Here is a 17461-nt window from a genome sequence, read left to right on the forward strand (position 1 = left end):
CGGAGCGCAACCGAATTCGCTCGCAGTACCGGAATCCGCCCACGCCGTGGCGTGGGCGGATTCCGGTTCTCCGCACGGATCCTGTGCGGGCGGAGGTCAGAGCCCGAGATCCTTGGCGATGATCGTCTTCATGACCTCGCTGGTGCCGCCGTAGATGCGGCTGACGCGGGTGTCGGCGTAGAGCCGCGCGATCGGGTACTCGGTGATGTAGCCGTAGCCGCCGTGCAGCTGCAGGCACTTGTCGATGACCCGGCCGGCGGCCTCGGTGCAGAACAGCTTGGCCTTCGCCGCGTCCGCGACCGTCAGCTCGCCCGCGTCGTGCAGGTCGAGGGCACGGTCGACCATGAGCCGGATCGCCTCGACCTCGGTGGCGCACTCGGCGAGGACGAACTTGGTGTTCTGGAACGACGCGACCGGCTTGCCGAACACCTTGCGGTCCTTGACGTACGCGATCGCGTGCGAGAGCGCCGCGGCCGAGGACGCCGATGCGCCGAATGCGATGGTCAGCCGCTCCTGCGCGAGATTGTGCGTCAGGTACGAGAATCCGGATCCCTCCTCGCCGAGCCGGTCCGTCACGGGCACCTTCACGTCGGTGAAGGACAGCTCGGCGGTGTCGGACGCCTTGAGGCCGATCTTCTCGATCTTGCGGCCCACGGCAAAGCCCTCGGAGGTGGTGTCGACGACGAGAATGCTCAGCCCCGCGCGGCGGTCCTCCGGCGTGGCGGGCGCCGTGCGGCACACCACGAGGATGCGGTCGGCGAGCGCACCACCGGTGATGAACGTCTTCGCGCCGTTGACGACGTAGTGGCTGCCGTCGGCCGACAGCTTCGCCGTCGTCGAGATGTTCGCCAGGTCCGACCCGGTGCCGGGCTCGGTCATCGCAATCGCGAACATCAGTTCACCCGAGGCGAATCCGGGCAGCCAGCGCTGCTTCTGCTCCTCGGAAGCGTACTCGAGCAGGTACGGCAGGATCAGGTTGGAATGCACCGAGTAGCTGCCGAAGGACACGCCCGCGGCGGCCGTCTCCTCGGCGACGACGGCGTTGAACTTGATGGACTTCTCGCCGCCCCCGCCGAACTCCTCGGGCACCTGGATGCCGAGCACGCCGAGCTCACCGAGACGGCGGTAGAAGTCGCGCGGCGGATGCCCCTCGACCTCCCAGTCGTGGTGGACCGGCGCGACCTCCTTGGCGATGAAGTCGCGGACGAGCTTGCGGAAGGCCTCGTGGTCCTCGTTGAACACGGTTCGCTGCACGGAAAGGTTCTCCTTCGAATGGGGTCGATGCGGATCAGAGTGCGTAGCTGCGCAGTACGCCCTTGCTGATGATCGTCTTCTGGATCTCGCTGGTGCCCTCGCCGATGAGCAGGAACGGTGCCTCGCGCATGAGCCGCTCGATCTCGTACTCCTTGGAATAGCCGTAGCCGCCGTGGATGCGGAAGCTGGCCTGGGTGACCTCCGAGCAGTACTCGCTGGTGAGGTATTTCGCCATGCCGGCGGCGACGTCGTTGCGCTCGCCGGAGTCCTTCAGCCGCGCGGCGTTGACCATCATCAGATGAGCGGCCTCGACCTTCGTCGCCATCTCCGCGAGGGAGAAGGAGATCGCCTGGTGCTGCGCGATGGGCTTGCCGAAGGTGGTGCGCTGCTGCGCGTACCGGGCGGCGAGTTCGAACGCGCGGATGGCGACGCCGCAGGCGCGGGCGGAGACGTTCACGCGGCCGACCTCGACGCCGTCCATCATCTGGTAGAAGCCGCGGCCGGGAGTGCCACCGAGGACATCGGTCGCCTTGGCGCGGTAGTTGTCGAAGATCAGCTCGGTGGTGTCGATCCCCTTGTAGCCCATCTTGTCGATCTTGCCGGGGATGGTGACGCCGGGGACGACCTCGCCGAAGCCGGCGGGCTTCTCCACGAGGAACGTGGTGAGATTCTCGTGGGGCTTGGCGGCACCCTCCTCGGTGCGCACCAGCGCGGCCACGAGGGTCGAGCTGCCGCCGTTGGTCAGCCACATCTTCTGGCCGTTGATCACGTAGTCGCCGTCGGCGTCACGCTTGGCCTTCGTGCGGATCGCGGCGACGTCCGAGCCCAGTTCCGGCTCGGACATAGAGAAGGCGCCGCGGGTCTCGCCGGTCGCCATCTTCGGCAGGTAGTAGTTCTTCTGCTCGTCGGTGCCGTGCTGGCGCAGCATGTAGGCGACGATGAAGTGGGTGTTGATCACGCCGGACACGCTCATCCAGCCGCGGGCGAGTTCCTCGACGCACAGGGCATAGGTGAGCAGCGACTCGCCGAGCCCGCCGTACTCCTCGGGGATCATCAGCCCGAACAGGCCCATCTCCCGCATCTGATCGACGATGGCCTGCGGGTAGGTGTCCGAGTGCTCGAGTTCCTGCGCGTTCGGGATGATCTCCCGGTCGACGAACTGCCGGACGGTGGCGAGGATCTCGGTCTGGAACTCGGTGAGGCCGAGGGTCTGGGCGAGACGGGTCATGCGAAGTCCTTCTCGAGGGCGGGGAGGGTGCCGGCGGGGACACCGACGGTCCCGTCGGTGGCGAGACGATCGATCTCCTCGGGCGTCAGGCCGAGGTGTTCGCTGAGGACGGCGGCGGTGTCGTCGCCGTTGGCCGGCGCCGGCCGGGGTGCGGGGTGGAGGCCGTCGAACGACATCGGCAGGCTGGGGGCCAGGTGCCCGCCGACGCGGGGCTGCTCGACGTACTGGAACATCGGATTGGCGGTGACGCGAGGGTCTTTCGCGATCTCGGCGAAGGTGCGGTACCGCTCGTGCAGGATCGAGGTGCCCGACAGGGCGGTCTCCACCTCGGCGGCGGTGTGCTCGCGGAACCACACGGCGAACAACGCGTCGAGTACCTCGCGGTGGCGGTAGCGGGCGCCCTCGTCGCGGAAGTCGGCGCCGAGGGCGGCTTCGAGCGCGTCGACCGCGGCCGTCGTGCCGGTCAGTTCGGTCAGGTCGCGGAAGTGGCGCGGGGTCAGCGCGACGACCATGAAGGACGCGCCGTCGGAGGTGGTGAAATCGCGACCGTAGGTGCCGTAGACGGCGTTGCCGATCCGGTCGCGGTCGGGCCCGCCGAGCTGGGCCTCGGCGAGGTAGCCGAGGTTGCCGACGGTGGCGAGGGCGACGTCTTCGAGGGGGAGCACGATCTTCGCGCCTGCACCCGTGACCTCGCGGCGGTGCACCGCGGACGCGACCGAGAGCGCGGCGTAGAGACCGCATGCGACGTCCCACGCCGGCAACAGGTGATTGACCGGTCCGGCGTGGCCGACGGGGCCGGTGGCGAGCGGGAAGCCCGCGGCGGCGTTGACGGTGTAGTCGACGGCGGAACCGCCGTCCGCGCGGCCCAGGACCTGCACGTGGATCAGATCGGGGCGGATCGTGGCGAGCTCGTCGTAGTTGAGCCAGTCGCGTCCCGCGGCGTTGGTGACGAGCACCCCGGCGTCGGTGATGAGGTCCCGGATCAGCTTGTGCGCGTTCGGGTCCCGGAAATCTGCCGCGAGGGAGCGCTTGCCCTTGTTCAGGCCCGCCCAGTAGATGGACTCGCCGTCCTCGGTGACGGGCCACCGGTGGTAGTCGGCAGCGCCGCCGATCGGGTCGACGCGGACGACCTCGGCGCCGAGCTGCGCGAGCGTCATGCCGCACAGTGGGGCTGCGATGAAACTCGAGACCTCGATGACCCGCACACCGGCCAGGGGCGCGGTGGACGAGGGAAGCTCGTCGATGGAAGCAGTGGAGTTCATATCGCCTGTCCTCATCCGGGCGGACGCCGGAGCCCAGGGCGCGCCGGCGAAGCTGTCCGAGCAAATATGCAGCACCGCCGGGCCACAGGGCCAACACCGTTCGGCTATAGGTCGGTTAGCGCCGATCAATGGCCCTCGCATTGGAGGGCCGGAAGTCCATAGGTTTCGACGATCGATCGATTCGTCGACGGGACATTGCCTCAGTGACCTAGACCACGTTGAATGGATCCCGAGCGCCTGATCGGTGCATCTCCTTCGATCGCCGACGCACCGTCCGATCGATATATCCCTTCGAGCCATTAAGGGGACACTCCGGTGACCACTGGCGAAATCTCGCACGACGCAGCGCACGGCGCCCCGCCGAAGGGGGCGGCACCACTCGTCAGCGGCAAGCAGGCATGGGGCATGACCGGCCTCGTGATCTTCCTGTACGTCGTCAACTACGCCGACAAGGCGGTGCTGGGCATCATCGCGCAGCCGCTGGCTCGCGAGCTGGGACTGTCCTCTTCCCAGATCGGCCTCGTCGGATCCCTGTTCTTCGTGACCTTCACACTCGGCGGCTTCCTGGCCGGCCCGCTCAACAAATACCTCACCCTGCGGTGGGCGCTGCTTGCGCTGGCCGCGATGTGGTCGGTGGTCATGCTGCCGCTGGTCGTCTCGGCGAGCCTGGTGATGCTGATCGTCACCCGCATGCTGCTCGGCCTGGCCGAAGGCCCCAGCTCGGCGCTCATGCACACCGCCGCGTACTCCTGGCATCCCCCGGCCAAGCGCGGTCTGCCCGGCGCCTTCCTCGCCGGCTCGGCGTCGGTTGCCAAGATCGCTCTCGCCCCGATCCTCGCCTACATCACGGTCGAGTGGGGCTGGCGGGCCGCCCTGGTCTCCCTGTCGATCCTCGGCGCCGTGTGGATGGCCTCGTGGCTGACCGGCTGGAAGGAAGGCCCGTTCACCGCGACGGCCGTGAAGAAGGGGACCGGCACCGCATCCACCGAACCGTCGGTGCCGTGGAAGAAGATCTTCCTCACCCGCACGTTCATCAGCTGCGCCGTCCTGATCATGGTCGTCTACGCGCTCACCACCGTCGTGCTGACCTGGCTGCCCTCCTACTTCGAGGTGGGCCTCGGCTACAGCGCCCTGCAGGCCGGTTCGATGTTCGCCCTGCCGTCGATCGTCGGTCTCGTCCTCATGGTCACCTCCGGTTCGGTCACCGACCGGCTCGCCCAGCGCGGCTACCGCTCCCGGGTCGTGCGGATCATCGTTCCCGGCATCGGCGTCCTCGTCTGCGGTTCGGTCCTGGTCTTCCTGCCCAGCATCGGCACCCCCGGCCTCGCCGTCGCGGCCGTGTCCATCGGCTACGGCTTCGGCGCGATCGTCTTCCCCCTGATCAACGCCGCCATCTCGGAGCTGTGCCCGCCGCAGCAGACCGCAGGCACGATGGGCGTGTTCCTCGCACTGATGGCGGTCGGCGGCCTGGTCGCCCCCTACGGCACCGGCGTGCTCGTCGACAACGCGGCCACCCCGGCCGAGGGCTACGCGACCGCCTTCCAGGTCATCGGTGCACTCGGCATCGTCGCGGCGATCCTCGTCCTGATCTTCGCGAACCCGGAGCGCGACCGCGCCGTCATCCGGGGCGAGTCGGACGCCACCGCGAAGGCATAGCTTCCGCCTAACGGAGTCATCCACCGAATGTCCTTTCCCCACCGGCCGGGTGCGTGATCGACTCGATATCGAGGACCACCACCCGGCCGGTCGTCGTCTCCGCTCCTCGCTCTTCTACTGCAGTAAGGAATCCCCATGCGCGATGCCGTGATCGTCGATGCCGTCCGTACTCCGATCGGGCGCCGTGGCGGTGCCCTGTCCGAGATCCATCCCGCCAACCTGTCGGCACACGTGCTCGGGGCCCTCGCCGACCGCACCGGGCTCGATCCCGCGTCGGTCGAGGATGTCGTGTGGGGTTGCGTGAGCCAGGTCGGCGAGCAGGCCGGAATCGTCTCACGCAGTGCCGTGTTCGCCGCCGGCTGGCCCGAGACGGTTCCGGCCACCACCGTGAACCGCGCCTGCGGGTCGAGCCAGCAGGCCGTCTCGTTCGCCGCGGCTACCGTGATCTCCGGTCAGAGCGACGTGGTCGTCGCCGGTGGCGTGGAGTCGATGAGCCGCGTCCCGATGGGCAGCGCGAGCAAGAACGGTGAGCACTTCCCGGCCGAGGTTCTCGAGCGGTTCGGTGTCGAGGGCTTCAGCCAGGGCACCGGCGCGGAGATGATGGCCGAGAAGTGGGGCCTGTCCCGCACCGCGCTCGACGAGTACTCGCTGCGCTCGCACGAGCTGTCCGCGGCCGCGACCGACGCCGGCGCCTTCGCCGGGCAACTCGCCCCGATCGCCGGCCTGAGCGCCGACGAGGGCATCCGCCGCGGGGGCAGCCTCGAGTCCCTGGCCAAGCTGAAGACCGTGTTCAAGGAGGACGGCGTGATCCACGCCGGCAACTCCTCGCAGATCTCCGACGGCGCCGGTGCCCTGCTGATCACCACGAGCGAGTACGCCGCGGCGCAGGGCTGGACCCCGATGGCCCGCATCCACACCGCCGTCGTCGCCGCCGACGATCCGGTCATCATGCTCACCGGTCCCATCGCGGCCACCGAGAAGGCGCTGAAGCGGTCGGGCCTGTCCATCGATGAGATCGGCGCCTTCGAGATCAACGAGGCGTTCGCCCCGGTGCCGCTCGCGTGGCAGATCGAGACCGGCGCCGCGATGGACCGGCTCAACCCCCTCGGTGGCGCCATCGGCGTCGGCCACCCGCTCGGCGGCTCCGGCGCGATCCTCATGACCCGTCTCGTGCACCACATGCGCGACAACGGCATCCGTTACGGCTTGCAGTCGATGTGCGAGGCCGGCGGCATGGCGAACGCCACCATCCTCGAACTGCTCTGACACCCCGCTTCGCATTTCACGAAAAGGAACGAAAGATATGGAACTGAAGGGTCTTTCCGTCGCGATCACCGGCGGCGCCTCCGGTCTCGGCCTGGCCACCGCCCGCCGCGTCCTCGACGCCGGCGGCACCGTCACCCTCATCGACCTGCCTGGCTCGCCGGGTGCCGACGTCGCGAGCTCCCTCGGTGACGGCGCGGCCTTCGCCGCCGCCGACGTCACCGACGCCGAGCAGTTCGCCGCCGCCCTCGACGTCGCGCACGAGCGCGGCGGCCTGCGCGGACTCGTGCACTGCGCCGGCGCCGGCCGGAAGATGCGCGTCCTCGACAAGGAGGGCAAGGCCGGTTCGCTCGAGGACTTCGAGTTCGTGATCCGGCTGAACCTGATCGGCTCGTTCAACGCGCTGCGTCTCGGTGCCGAGCGCATGGCCGCGCTCGAGCCGGTCGACGGCGAGCGTGGCGCCATCGTCATGACCGCGTCGGTCGCCGCCTTCGAGGGGCAGATCGGCCAGATCAACTACTCGGCGTCCAAGGCCGGCATCGTCGGCATGACCGTCGTCGCCGCCCGCGATCTGGCCAGCAAGAACATCCGCGTCAACACCATCGCGCCGGGCATCATGGACACCCCGCTGCTCGCGCGCCTGCGCGACGATGTGCGTGCCTCGCTCGAGAAGACCGTGCCGAACCCGGCGCGCCTGGGCCGCCCCGACGAGTTCGGCCGGCTGGCCACCAACATCCTCGAGAACGGCTACCTCAACGGTGAGACCATCCGTCTCGACGGTGCCATCCGCATGGCCCCGCGCTGAGGTGGGACGGATGACCATGAACCTGCCGGATCCGTCGACGATGTCGCTGTCCTACCCGGACGTGACGATGGGCGTGTGGGCGCCGAGCATGGCCGCCCTCTACGGCGACCGCCCGGCGATCGTCGACGGGGAACGGGTGTGCACGTACCGCGAGCTCGACGAGCGCTCCGCGCAGTTCGCCTCCGCCCTGCAGGGAGCCGGTGTCGCCCCGCGCGACGTGGTGCTGCTGCACGTGGGCAACTGCATCGAGTTCATCGTGGCCTATTACGGTGCGCTGCGGGCCGGCGCCACCGTGACGCTGGTCAACCCGCTGCAACCGGAACCGGGCCTGCGCAAGCAGATCGAGGAGACGGGCGCCGTGGCGGCGGTGACCCAGCCGCAGCAGCTCGGTGTCCTCCTCGGCGCCGCGGCGGGCACCACGGCCGTGACGATCGTGGTGGTCTCCGACGAGCCGGTGGAGGTGGCCCCCACCTCCGCGGCCGTCGTGCGGTACGACGAGTTCCTCGCCGGGCAGCCCACGGCGTTCACGCCGGCGGAGGTCGCCGGAACGGACGTCGCGCACCTGGCCTTCACCGGCGGTACCACCGGCATCTCCAAGGGCGTGCGCGTGCTGCACCGCAACGTGGTCGCCAACGTGACCCAGATGTGCGGGTGGCGGGCCGCCCACCAGGTCGTCACCACCGGCGACGGGCTGGTCGCGCTGCGCCCGATCGAGGGTCTCGATGTGCACGGGGTGATCCCCGGCGAGGGCGCCACCGTCGTCGTGTCGCCCCTGTTCCATGCCCACGCGCTGATCAACACGTCGTTCCTGCTGCTGTGCGGCCTCACCCAGGTGCTCGCGGGCCGCTTCGACCCCGCCCGCATGCTCGAGCTCGTGGAGCGGCACCGCGCCAGCTACATCACCGGCAGCCCGGCCATGTGGCATGCGCTGGCCACCCACCCCGACGTCGCCCGCCGTGACACCACGTCGGTGCGGGTCGTGTCGTCGGGGGCGGCGCCGATCGACCACGTCACGCTCGAGGCGCTCGGTACGGCGTTCCCGAACGCCCGCGTGGCCGAGGGCTACGGCCTGACCGAGGGCACGTGTGTGGTCACCGCCATGCCGCTGATCATCGGGTCCACCTATCGTCTCGGCAGTGTGGGCCTGCCCGTCTTCGACACCGAGATCGAGATCCGGGTCCAGGACGATCCGAGCGTCGTCCTCGGCGAGGGCGAGCGCGGCGAACTGTGGGTCCGTGGGCCTCAGGTGACCGACGGCTACCTCGGCCATCCCGAGATCACGGCCCAGCAGTACGTGGACGGCTGGCTCGACACCGGCGACATCGCCTACCGCGACGCCGACGGCTACGTCTATATCTGCGACCGCGCCAAGGACATGCTGATCTACAAGGGCTACAACGTGTATCCGCGTGAGCTCGAGGAGATCCTGGTGTCCCATCCTGCGGTGTCGACGGCGGCGGTGGTCGGCCGCGAGGCCGGCAACGTCGGGCAGGAACCGGTCGCCTTCGTGGTGCCGGTGCCGGGCGCGCAGCCCGACCCTGCCGAGCTGATGGCATTCGTTGCCGAGCAGGTCCTGCCCTACAAGAAGATTCGCGAGGTCGTCCTCGTGGACGCGCTGCCCACCTCCGCGGCGGGCAAGGTGCTCAAGACGGATCTGCGGGCCCGGATCGAGCAGGCCGCGGCCTCACGCTGAACCGGCAGCCGGGTACCGCGACGGTGCCCGGCTGTCGCCCTGTCGCCGTGTCGCCGTGTCGCCGTGTCGCCGTGTCGCCGTGTCGCCGTGTCACCGCGTCACCGCGTCGCCGCGTCGCCGCGTCGCCGAGCGAATGGACCATGCTGTCGGTCTGACGAGGTGAGCGATACATTCGCTCGGACGAACAGACGAAAAGGGGCGGTGCCTTCGACAGGCACCGCCCCTCGTCGCGTTCCGGGGTCAGCCGCGCTGGGCCTGCTTGACCAGTCCGCCGCCGATGATCAGACGCTGGATCTCGCTGGTGCCCTCGTACAGGCGCAGCAGCCGCACGTCCCGGTAGATCCGCTCGACCGGCACCTCCCGCATGTACCCGGTGCCGCCGTGGATCTGCACCGCCAGGTCGGCGACCTTGCCGACCATCTCGGTGCAGAACAGCTTCGCCACCGACGGCGCGATCCGCCGGTCGGTGCCCTCCACCCACGCCCGCGCCGCGTCGCGCACCAGCGCCCGCCCGGCCATCACCCCGGTCTGCTGATCGGCGAGCATCGCCTGCACCAGCTGGAAGTTGCCGATCGCGGTGCCGCCCTGCGTCGCGGTCGCCGCATACGCCACCGACTCGTCCAGCGCGCGCTGCGCCTGCCCCACCGACAGCGCCGCGATGTGCACCCGGCCGCGGGCCAGGGAGGTCATCGCGGCCTTGTAGCCGACGTCCTCGCTGCCGCCGACCAGCGCCGCGGCCGGCACCCGCACGTCGGTGAAGTGCACGTCCGCCGTCCAGGACCCCTCCTGGCCCATCTTGCGGTCCTTGGCGCCGACCTGCACCCCGTCGGTGTCGGCCGGGACCAGGAACACCGCGATGCCGGTGCCGTTCTCGTCGGCGGGGCGGGTGCGGGCGAAGACGACGAACAGGTCCGCGAGCGGGGCGTTGGTGATGAACCGCTTCTCGCCGGTGATGATCCAGTCGTCGCCGTCGCGCACCGCCTTGGTGCGCAGCCCGGCCGGGTTCGAGCCGGCGCCGGGCTCGGTCAGCGCGAACGACGCGACGACCTCGCCGGAGGCGATCTTCTCGAGCCACTGCGCCTTCTGCTCGTCGGTGCCGAACCCGACGAGGACCTGCCCGGCGATGCCGTTGTTGGTGCCGAACATCGACCGCAACGACAGCGTGGTGTAGCCCAGCTCCATCGCCAGCTCGGCGTCCTGCGCCAGGTTCAGGCCCAGCCCACCCCACTCCTGCGGGATGGCGTACCCGAACAGGCCCATCTCCTTGGCGGCGGTGCGGATGTCGTCCGGAATCGCGTTGGTGTCGGCGATCTCCTGCTCGCGCGGCACCACCACGCCGCGCACGAACGCGCGGGTCTGGGCGAGGATTTCCTGGAAGTCGTCGTCGTCGACCTGGGCAGCCGGCGTCGCAGTCGAGGTTGTCATGAATCCACCATCGGTTTCCGGGGCGGCGGGTGTCCAATACGAATCACCCCATCGCCACATAGGCACTGTCGATGAATGGGGCGGGGTCGAATCACCGGTCCTCTCGGTATATTCGGAGCATCAGCCGACGGGCGTCGCCCGCGTCCTCGATTCATCGGTGCCTTCCCACCGTCCCCGGACCGGGTGGGCTCGTGCGAAAGGAACCTCATGTCACTGCTGGAGAACCGAACCGTCGTCATCACCGGAGGCGCTCAGGGCATCGGTTTCGCGATCGCACAGGAGTTCGTCGACGCCGGCGCCCGGGTCGTCCTCGGCGACCTCGACCTCGATGCCGCGACGGCCGCCGCCGAGAAGCTCGGTGGCCGCGAGGTGGCCCGGGCGGTGCGGTGCAATGTGGTGAACGCAGAGGAGTGGGACACGCTCCTCGCCGAGGCCGTCGACGGGTTCGGCTCGCTCGACGTCGTCGTCAACAACGCCGGCATCACCCGCGACGCGACGATGCGCACCATGACCGAGGAGGACTTCGACCTGGTGATCGCCGTCCATCTCAAGGGCACCTGGCACGGCACCCGCAAGGCGTCGGCGATCATGCGCGATTCCAAGCGTGGCGCCATCGTCAACATCTCCTCGCTCTCCGGCAAGGTCGGCATGGTCGGCCAGACCAACTACTCGGCCGCGAAGGCGGGCATCGTCGGCCTCACCAAGGCGGCCGCGAAGGAGATGGCGCACCACGGCGTGCGGGTCAACGCGATCCAGCCGGGCCTGATCCGTTCCGCGATGACCGAGGCGATGCCGCAGAAGGCCTGGGATCAGAAGATGAGCGAGATCCCCATGGGCCGGCCCGGCGAGGTGTCCGAGATCGCGTCCGTGGCCCTCTTCCTCGCGTCCGACATGTCCTCGTACATGACCGGCACGGTACTCGAGGTCACCGGCGGCCGATTCATGTGAGTCCCTGTCTCACGGTCTCTTTCACAATCACTCTCCTCTCCCGAAGGTCGTCATGCGCGAAGTAGTCATCTGCGAGCCCGTCCGCACTCCCATCGGCCGCTACGGCGGAATGTTCAAGTCCCTCACCGCCGTCGACCTCGGTGTCGCCGCACTGAAGGGTCTTCTCGACCGCACCGGAATCGCCCCCGACGCGATCGAGGACGTCATTCTCGGCCACTGCAACGGCAACAGCGAGGCCCCCGCCATCGGCCGCGTCGTCGCGCTCGACGCGGGCCTGCCGATCACGGTGCCCGGCATGCACATCGACCGTCGCTGCGGCTCCGGCCTGCAGGCCGTCATCCAGGCTGCGCTCCAGGTGGGCAACGGCGACAACGAGGTCGTCGTCGCCGGTGGTGCCGAGTCGATGAGCAACGCCTCGTTCTACTCCGTCGACATGCGCTGGGGCGGCGCCCGCACCGGCGTGCAGATGCACGACAGCCTCGTGCGTGCCCGGGCCACCGCCGGCGGCCGCTTCTACCCGGTGCCCGGCGGCATGATCGAGACCGCCGAGAACCTGCGCCGCGACTACGGCATCAGCCGGCTCGAACAGGACGAGCTCGCGGTGTCCTCGCACGCCCGCGCCGTCGCCGCGCAGAAGAACGGCATCCTCGCCGAGGAGATCGTCCCGGTCACCGTCACGACCCGCTCCGGTGACGACGTCATCGACACCGACGAGCATCCCCGCCCGGACGTCACCGTCGAGTCGCTGGCGAAGCTGAAGCCGATCATGGGCAAGCAGGATCCCGAGGCCACGGTCACCGCCGGTAACGCCAGCGGCCAGAACGACGCCGCGTCCATGTGCCTCGTCACCACCCCCGAGCGCGCCGCGGAGCTGGGCCTGACCCCGCTCGTGCGGGTCGTGTCCTGGGGCCTGGCCGGTGTGGCTCCGAAGATCATGGGCATCGGCCCGGTTCCGGCCACGGAGAAGGCCCTCGCCAAGGCCGGCATCACGCTCGCCGACGTCGACGTGATCGAACTCAACGAGGCCTTCGCGGCGCAGGCACTCGCGGTGACTCGCGAATGGAAGTTCGGCGCAGCCGATTTCGAGCGCACCAACGTCCACGGGTCCGGCATCTCGCTGGGCCACCCGGTCGGCGCGACCGGCGGCCGCATGCTGGCGACGCTCTCCCGGGAACTGCACCGCCGCGACGGCCGTTACGGCCTCGAGACGATGTGCATCGGCGGCGGTCAGGGTCTGGCCGCGGTGTTCGAGAGGGTGTAGGCCGCTTCGCGGCCGGTGCGTCCTTTGGGCTGTGGGAGCAACTCAAAGGACGCACCGGCGCGTCAGCGCCGCCGTACCAGGTCGACGAACGCCTGACCCACCGCAGACAGGGTCGCCGGATCGAACGCGAGCCCGTACGTGCCCACCAGCCGCGGCTCGCACGCGCGCACCACGAGCCGGTCCCCGGCGGCCTCCGCCGGCACCCGATCCACGATCGACCCGCCGAGTCCGGCTGCCACCATCGGCAGCCGGACTTCGCGCTGGCCGACCAGGACGGAGATCTCCGGACGGGCACCGGCCGCGCGCAGCGCCGACTCCACCGCATCGACCATCGACCCACCGGTCGGCGCGAACACCATGGGGATGTCCGGCAGCTCGGACAGGTGGATCGGGCCCTCCGGCAGCTCGGATCCCGGCGGATACGCCAGCCACCACTCCTGCTCGCCCAGCTCGATCACCTCGAGTCCGTCGCCGCCCTCGAGCGGCAGGTGCGCGACGACGAACTCGCAGTGACCGTCGCGGATCAGCGACGCGACCAGCTCCTCGTCCTGCAGAGCCGAGAACCGCACCGCGACCTTGGGATATTCGCGGCGGAACCGCGCGATCAGCTCCACCAGCGGGCCGGCGGACAGTGCCGGGAAGGCCATGATGTCGAGCCGGCCCGCCACCGCGCCGTCCGACGTGGCGAGCAGCTCCTCGACCGCGGTCACGTCACGCAGGATCTGCCGGCTCGGGCCGATGAGGCTGCGGCCCGCCGCGGTGAGAACCATGCCGCGACCGATGCGGTGGAACAGCTCGACGCCGAGCTCGCGTTCGAGGCTGCGCAGGGCCTGCGACACCGTCGGCTGCGCGACGCCGAGCGCGGTCGCGGCCCCGTTGATGCCGTTGTTCTCGACGACCGCGAGGAAGTACTCCACCTGCCGGAAATCCACAGTCCTACACTCCCTGCCGCAGTGTCGAGGCGACGTCGAGGAACGCCGCCGCGGCCGGCGACGGCTCGCCCGCCCGCAGCACGAGTCCGACGGGCCGGGTCAGTGGCGGCTCCAGCGGCCGCACCGTCACCGTGGGCATCTGCTGTTCGGCCACCGGCCTGGGCACCACCGTTGCGCCGGTGCCCAGGCACACCAGTCCCCACGTCGCCGCCGGGTGGGCGCAGTCGACGACGACATTGGCGGCGTTCTCGGCGAGCAGCCCGCCCGCCTTCGCGGCGTTGGTCCGGTCGCCGAGATCGACGACGAGGGGTACGTCCCGCACACGGGTGCGCGGGATCGGGTCCGGCAGGTCGGCCGCGAGGTCGTGGTGGAGGGCGAGCACGAGCTCCTGCTCGAACAGCGGCACGGTGATCATGCCCGCGTGCTCGACCGACAGGTCGGTCACGCCGATCTCCGCCTCGCCGCGGCGCAGCACGGTGTGCACCCCGGCGGGACCGTCCGTGTCGACGATCCGCACCAGGATGTGCGGGTAGCGGTCACGGAAGCGGCGGGCGAGCTCGATCATCGGGTCGAACGAGAACGACGAGTACGTCACCACGTCGACGCGGCCCGAGGCGAGTTCGCGTACCGCGGCGACCTTCGCCTTCGCCCGCTCGACGTCGGCGAGGATGCGGCGCGCCGCTACGTCGAGCCGGCGGCCGTCCTCGGTGAGCGTGAGCCGGCGCCCGGTCCGGTCGAACAGGGTTGTGCCGAGCCGACGTTCGAGTGTGCGGATGGCCTGCGACAGCGACGGCTGCGAAATGTAGAGGGACTGGGCGGCCTTCGTGATCCCACCCCGGTCGACGACCGCGACGAAATAGGTGATGAGGTGAAGGTCCACCGGCTCATCGTACGGGGACGGCGGTTGCCGGCATCCAGCGGTCCGGGTCGGTACCGCACCCGGTGACCACGTCCCGGTCGGCGAGAACCAACAGGTGGGCGTCGGTCTCCCGCACCGCGAGCCGGCACAGACGCGGCGACATCGTCTCGAACGGACGGGACCACGAGATCCGCGTGGCGACCTCCCACGCCGTGGAACCGGGATGCCGGGACACGGCCTCGGCGATCTCGGCCAGACGTTCCTCGTGGTGGCCGAGCAGCGCCTGCGCGCGGGAAGCGACACCGCGGAAGCGGTATTCGTGGGCGGGGAAGACCTCGCCGTCGGGCAGGCTCGTGGTGGCGTGCAGCGACAGCAGGTAGCGGTGCAACGGATTCGGCAGTTCGCCCGGGACGGTGGAGATGTTGGGACTGATGCGGGGGAGCATGTGGTCGCCGCTGAACACCAGCTCGTGGGTGCAATCGACGAAGCACAGGTGGCCGGGGGTGTGGCCGGGCGTCCACACGGCGTGCAGGTCCCAGCCCGGCAGATCCAGGGGGGTGCCGTCGTCGAGCACGACGTCGAGCGACTCGCGCGGCCCGAACCGGACCAGTTCCATGACCTCGCCCGATCGGACCTCTTCGGGGGCTCCGAGCCGGGCCAGCTGCCGGGCCCAGGCCGCGGTGAACCCTTCCCGATCCGTGGCGGTGTGGTGGCCGAGCAGCGACGCGTCGGCGGCGTGCATCGCCAGTGCGGCACCGCTGACCTCGCGCAGCCGCGGCGCCAGGCCGAAGTGGTCCGGGTGCAGGTGCGTGATCGCCGCGAACCGGACCTCGGTGATGTCGTGCCCGGTCTGCCGGATTCCGTCGACCAGGGCCTGCCACGACTGTTCGGAGTCCCAGCCGACGTCGATCAGGGCCAGGCCGTCGGGCAGGGCCAGCGCGTAGACCAGCACGTAGCGCAGCGGGTTCTTCGGCATGGGCACGGGAATCGACCACAGCCCGGGCCGGACCTGCTCGACCGGTGGCAGCTCGCCGCGCCGCCACGCCTCCTGCTGCACGACGCCGACGACCTCGACCGCGGTCACGACACCTCCCCCGCGAGGGTGTCGCGCAACGTGCGCTTGAGGATCTTGCCGCTGGCGTTGCGCGGCAGCTCGCTCACGAAGTGGATGCGCTGCGGCTTCTTGTAGGAGGCGAGCCGGCTGGTGGTGAACGCGACCAGTTCGCTCTCGTCCGGCACGGCGGCACCGTCGGCCACCCGCACGACGGCGGTGACGGCCTCGCCCCACTTGCGGTCGGGGACCCCGACCACGGCGACCTCGGCGACGGCGGGATGCTCGGCGAGCACCGACTCCACCTCGATCGGGTAGACGTTCTCCCCGCCGGTGATGATCATGTCCTTCACCCGGTCGGTGACGAACAGGTAGCCGTCCTCGTCGAGGTGGCCGGCGTCGCCGGTGCGCAGGAACCCGTCGTGGGTGAACAGCGCCGCGGTCTCCTCCGGGCGCCGCCAGTAGCCGGACGTGTTGTGGCGGGAGCGGCACACGATCTCGCCGGACCCTCCCACCGGCAGGTCCTCCCCGGTCGCCACGTCGCGGATGGCGATCTCCACACCGGGCATGGGACGGCCCGCCGAGCGCAGCAGGTAGGAGCGGGGACCGGTCGGGTCGTGATCCTCGACGCGCAACGCGGTGACGGAGCCGCTCGTCTCCGTCATCCCGTAGCGCTGGACGAATCCGCATCCGAGGGTGTGCACGGCGCGGCGCAGCATCGACGGGGTGACGGGGGAGGCGCCGTAGAAGATCAACTGCAAGCTCGACAGGTCGAACGTGTCCAGGCCGGGCAGGTCGAGCAGCATCTGGACGGTCGCGGGCACCAGGAACGCATGGGTGATGCGATGGCGTTCGACGAGCGACGCGACGGTCCTTGGCTGGAACTCGCCGAGCAGGACGGCGTGCACACCGGCGGACAGGCAGGTGCTCAGCCATCCGGCCCCGGCGATGTGGAACAGCGGCATCGCGTTCAGCGCCACCGAGTCGGGCCGCCAGTGGTAGATGCGCTGTCCCTCCTCGTCGTTGTGGAGGTTGCGGTGGGTGATGAGCACCCCCTTCGGCGTGCCGGTGGTGCCGGAGGTGTACAGCTGCAACAGCGTCGTGTCGGGGTCGTTGCCGCGGCCGGGATCGGTGTCGGCGCCGGTGGCGGTGAGCCGTTCCCACGTCCACGCCCCGGGCAGCAGGTCGTCGCCGGGCTCGGTGTCGACGAGGACGACGGGCAGGCCGGGCAGTGCGGCACGGATCGCCTCGGCTGCCGCTGCGAACCCGGATTCGACGACGAGCACGTCGAGTTCCGCGTCCTCGGCGATGCGGGCGGCCTCCGCCGGGGTGAGCCGCCAGTTCAGGGGGACGAACACCAGCCCCGCTTTCCCGCAGGCGACGAACGTCTCGGCGGCCTCGAGCCGCATGCGCAGGAGCGCTCCGATCCGACCGCCGCGGCGGGCCAGACCGCTCAGGGCGGTCGCGAGCCGATTGGTGCGCCGATCGAGTTCGGCGAAGGTGACGGTGGTGTCGCCGCAGGTCAGTGCAAGTGCGTCCGGCCGTTCCGCCGCGTGCTGCCGGACCCGCTGCGGAAGGTGCAGACCGCTCACATCCCACTCCTCGTTCCGTTCGGCGAGCGCCTCGATGTCGGGCCGCCGTGCCCGATCAGTCGATCACCAGCGCCTCGGCGGAACAAAGTCCAAGATCCACAGCGACCGATAGCGAGTGCCTATGTCGGGACCGGCGGCGCGCGACTGTCCTTGCGCGCAGAGGTGCTTCCTGCGCGGGTACGGCCCCCGACGGACGCGCGCAAGGAGCACGGCCGCGCGCGGATGTTCGGCT

14 protein-coding genes are annotated in these 17461 nt (G+C 70.0%); 6 read left to right on the forward strand and 8 right to left on the reverse strand.

Going from position 1 to position 17461, the window contains the following annotated elements:
* Nucleotides 1-96 precede the first annotated feature (96 nt).
* Genes A4U64_RS25945 through A4U64_RS25955 form a run of 3 tightly spaced genes read right to left on the reverse strand, consistent with a single transcriptional unit; the run spans nt 97 to nt 3744 of the window.
* The gene (locus tag A4U64_RS25945) at nt 97-1254 is read right to left on the reverse strand and encodes an acyl-CoA dehydrogenase family protein (RefSeq protein WP_065923332.1); all 1158 of its coding nucleotides are present in this window, start codon (nt 1252-1254) and stop codon (nt 97-99) included.
* A gap of 34 nt (nt 1255-1288) precedes the next feature.
* Nucleotides 1289-2482, reverse strand: coding sequence for an acyl-CoA dehydrogenase family protein (locus tag A4U64_RS25950; RefSeq protein WP_006944025.1), 1194 nt, complete (start codon nt 2480-2482; stop codon nt 1289-1291).
* Nucleotides 2479-3744, reverse strand: coding sequence for a CoA transferase (locus A4U64_RS25955; protein WP_065923333.1), 1266 nt, complete (start codon nt 3742-3744; stop codon nt 2479-2481). Before A4U64_RS25955 ends, A4U64_RS25950 begins: the two co-directional genes overlap by 4 nt.
* A gap of 315 nt (nt 3745-4059) precedes the next feature.
* On the opposite strand from A4U64_RS25955, the gene A4U64_RS25960 reads away from it, so the two are divergent.
* From A4U64_RS25960 to A4U64_RS25975, 4 genes are all read left to right on the forward strand, one after another.
* Nucleotides 4060-5400 (forward strand): MFS transporter, encoded by a 1341-nt coding sequence (locus A4U64_RS25960; RefSeq protein ID WP_006944017.1) that lies wholly within the window; start codon nt 4060-4062, stop codon nt 5398-5400.
* 135 nt (nt 5401-5535) lie between these two features.
* Nucleotides 5536-6666, forward strand: a complete 1131-nt coding sequence (locus A4U64_RS25965) for a thiolase family protein (RefSeq protein ID WP_006944012.1) — start codon at nt 5536-5538, stop codon at nt 6664-6666.
* Nucleotides 6667-6703: 37 nt separating this feature from the next.
* Nucleotides 6704-7468: an SDR family NAD(P)-dependent oxidoreductase gene (locus A4U64_RS25970; protein ID WP_006944010.1), complete on the forward strand. Its 765-nt coding sequence runs from the start codon at nt 6704-6706 to the stop codon at nt 7466-7468.
* Between the two features lie 10 nt (nt 7469-7478).
* Nucleotides 7479-9161, forward strand: coding sequence for a class I adenylate-forming enzyme family protein (locus tag A4U64_RS25975; RefSeq protein ID WP_065923593.1), 1683 nt, complete (start codon nt 7479-7481; stop codon nt 9159-9161).
* A 240-nt stretch (nt 9162-9401) separates the two neighbouring features.
* Here A4U64_RS25975 and A4U64_RS25980 read toward each other — a convergent pair whose 3' ends face one another.
* Complete coding sequence (locus A4U64_RS25980) at nt 9402-10586, reverse strand: acyl-CoA dehydrogenase family protein (protein ID WP_029546608.1); 1185 nt, start codon at nt 10584-10586, stop codon at nt 9402-9404.
* A 207-nt stretch (nt 10587-10793) separates the two neighbouring features.
* On the opposite strand from A4U64_RS25980, the gene fabG reads away from it, so the two are divergent.
* Nucleotides 10794-11534: a 3-oxoacyl-ACP reductase FabG gene (gene fabG / locus A4U64_RS25985; protein ID WP_029546607.1), complete on the forward strand. Its 741-nt coding sequence runs from the start codon at nt 10794-10796 to the stop codon at nt 11532-11534.
* Nucleotides 11535-11586: 52 nt separating this feature from the next.
* Nucleotides 11587-12795 carry an acetyl-CoA C-acetyltransferase gene (locus tag A4U64_RS25990; RefSeq protein ID WP_065923334.1) on the forward strand — a complete coding sequence of 403 codons (1209 nt, stop codon included), beginning with the start codon at nt 11587-11589 and terminating at the stop codon, nt 12793-12795.
* Between the two features lie 62 nt (nt 12796-12857).
* Here the strand turns inward: A4U64_RS25990 and A4U64_RS25995 are convergent, their stop codons facing one another.
* Genes A4U64_RS25995 through A4U64_RS26010 form a run of 4 tightly spaced genes read right to left on the reverse strand, consistent with a single transcriptional unit; the run spans nt 12858 to nt 17229 of the window.
* Nucleotides 12858-13727, reverse strand: coding sequence for a LysR family transcriptional regulator (locus A4U64_RS25995; protein WP_043799932.1), 870 nt, complete (start codon nt 13725-13727; stop codon nt 12858-12860).
* A gap of 4 nt (nt 13728-13731) precedes the next feature.
* Complete coding sequence (locus tag A4U64_RS26000) at nt 13732-14607, reverse strand: LysR family transcriptional regulator (protein ID WP_029546604.1); 876 nt, start codon at nt 14605-14607, stop codon at nt 13732-13734.
* A 4-nt stretch (nt 14608-14611) separates the two neighbouring features.
* Nucleotides 14612-15670: an MBL fold metallo-hydrolase gene (locus A4U64_RS26005; RefSeq protein ID WP_029546603.1), complete on the reverse strand. Its 1059-nt coding sequence runs from the start codon at nt 15668-15670 to the stop codon at nt 14612-14614.
* Nucleotides 15667-17229, reverse strand: a complete 1563-nt coding sequence (locus tag A4U64_RS26010) for a long-chain-fatty-acid--CoA ligase (RefSeq protein WP_065923335.1) — start codon at nt 17227-17229, stop codon at nt 15667-15669. Before A4U64_RS26010 ends, A4U64_RS26005 begins: the two co-directional genes overlap by 4 nt.
* Nucleotides 17230-17461 lie beyond the last annotated feature (232 nt).

The sequence above is a fragment of the Rhodococcus sp. WB1 genome (assembly GCF_001700945.1).
Lineage (GTDB): Bacteria > Actinomycetota > Actinomycetes > Mycobacteriales > Mycobacteriaceae > Rhodococcus > Rhodococcus aetherivorans.

Coding starts and splice junctions, on each gene's coding strand:
- A4U64_RS25950 (WP_006944025.1), bottom strand. CDS start 2,482: ATGACCCGTCTCGCCCAGACCCTCGGCCTCACCGAGTTCCAGACCGAG.
- A4U64_RS25955 (WP_065923333.1), bottom strand. CDS start 3,744: ATGAACTCCACTGCTTCCATCGACGAGCTTCCCTCGTCCACCGCGCCC.
- A4U64_RS25965 (WP_006944012.1), top strand. CDS start 5,536: ATGCGCGATGCCGTGATCGTCGATGCCGTCCGTACTCCGATCGGGCGC.
- A4U64_RS25970 (WP_006944010.1), top strand. CDS start 6,704: ATGGAACTGAAGGGTCTTTCCGTCGCGATCACCGGCGGCGCCTCCGGT.
- A4U64_RS25975 (WP_065923593.1), top strand. CDS start 7,479: ATGACCATGAACCTGCCGGATCCGTCGACGATGTCGCTGTCCTACCCG.
- A4U64_RS25980 (WP_029546608.1), bottom strand. CDS start 10,586: ATGACAACCTCGACTGCGACGCCGGCTGCCCAGGTCGACGACGACGAC.
- fabG (WP_029546607.1), top strand. CDS start 10,794: ATGTCACTGCTGGAGAACCGAACCGTCGTCATCACCGGAGGCGCTCAG.
- A4U64_RS25990 (WP_065923334.1), top strand. CDS start 11,587: ATGCGCGAAGTAGTCATCTGCGAGCCCGTCCGCACTCCCATCGGCCGC.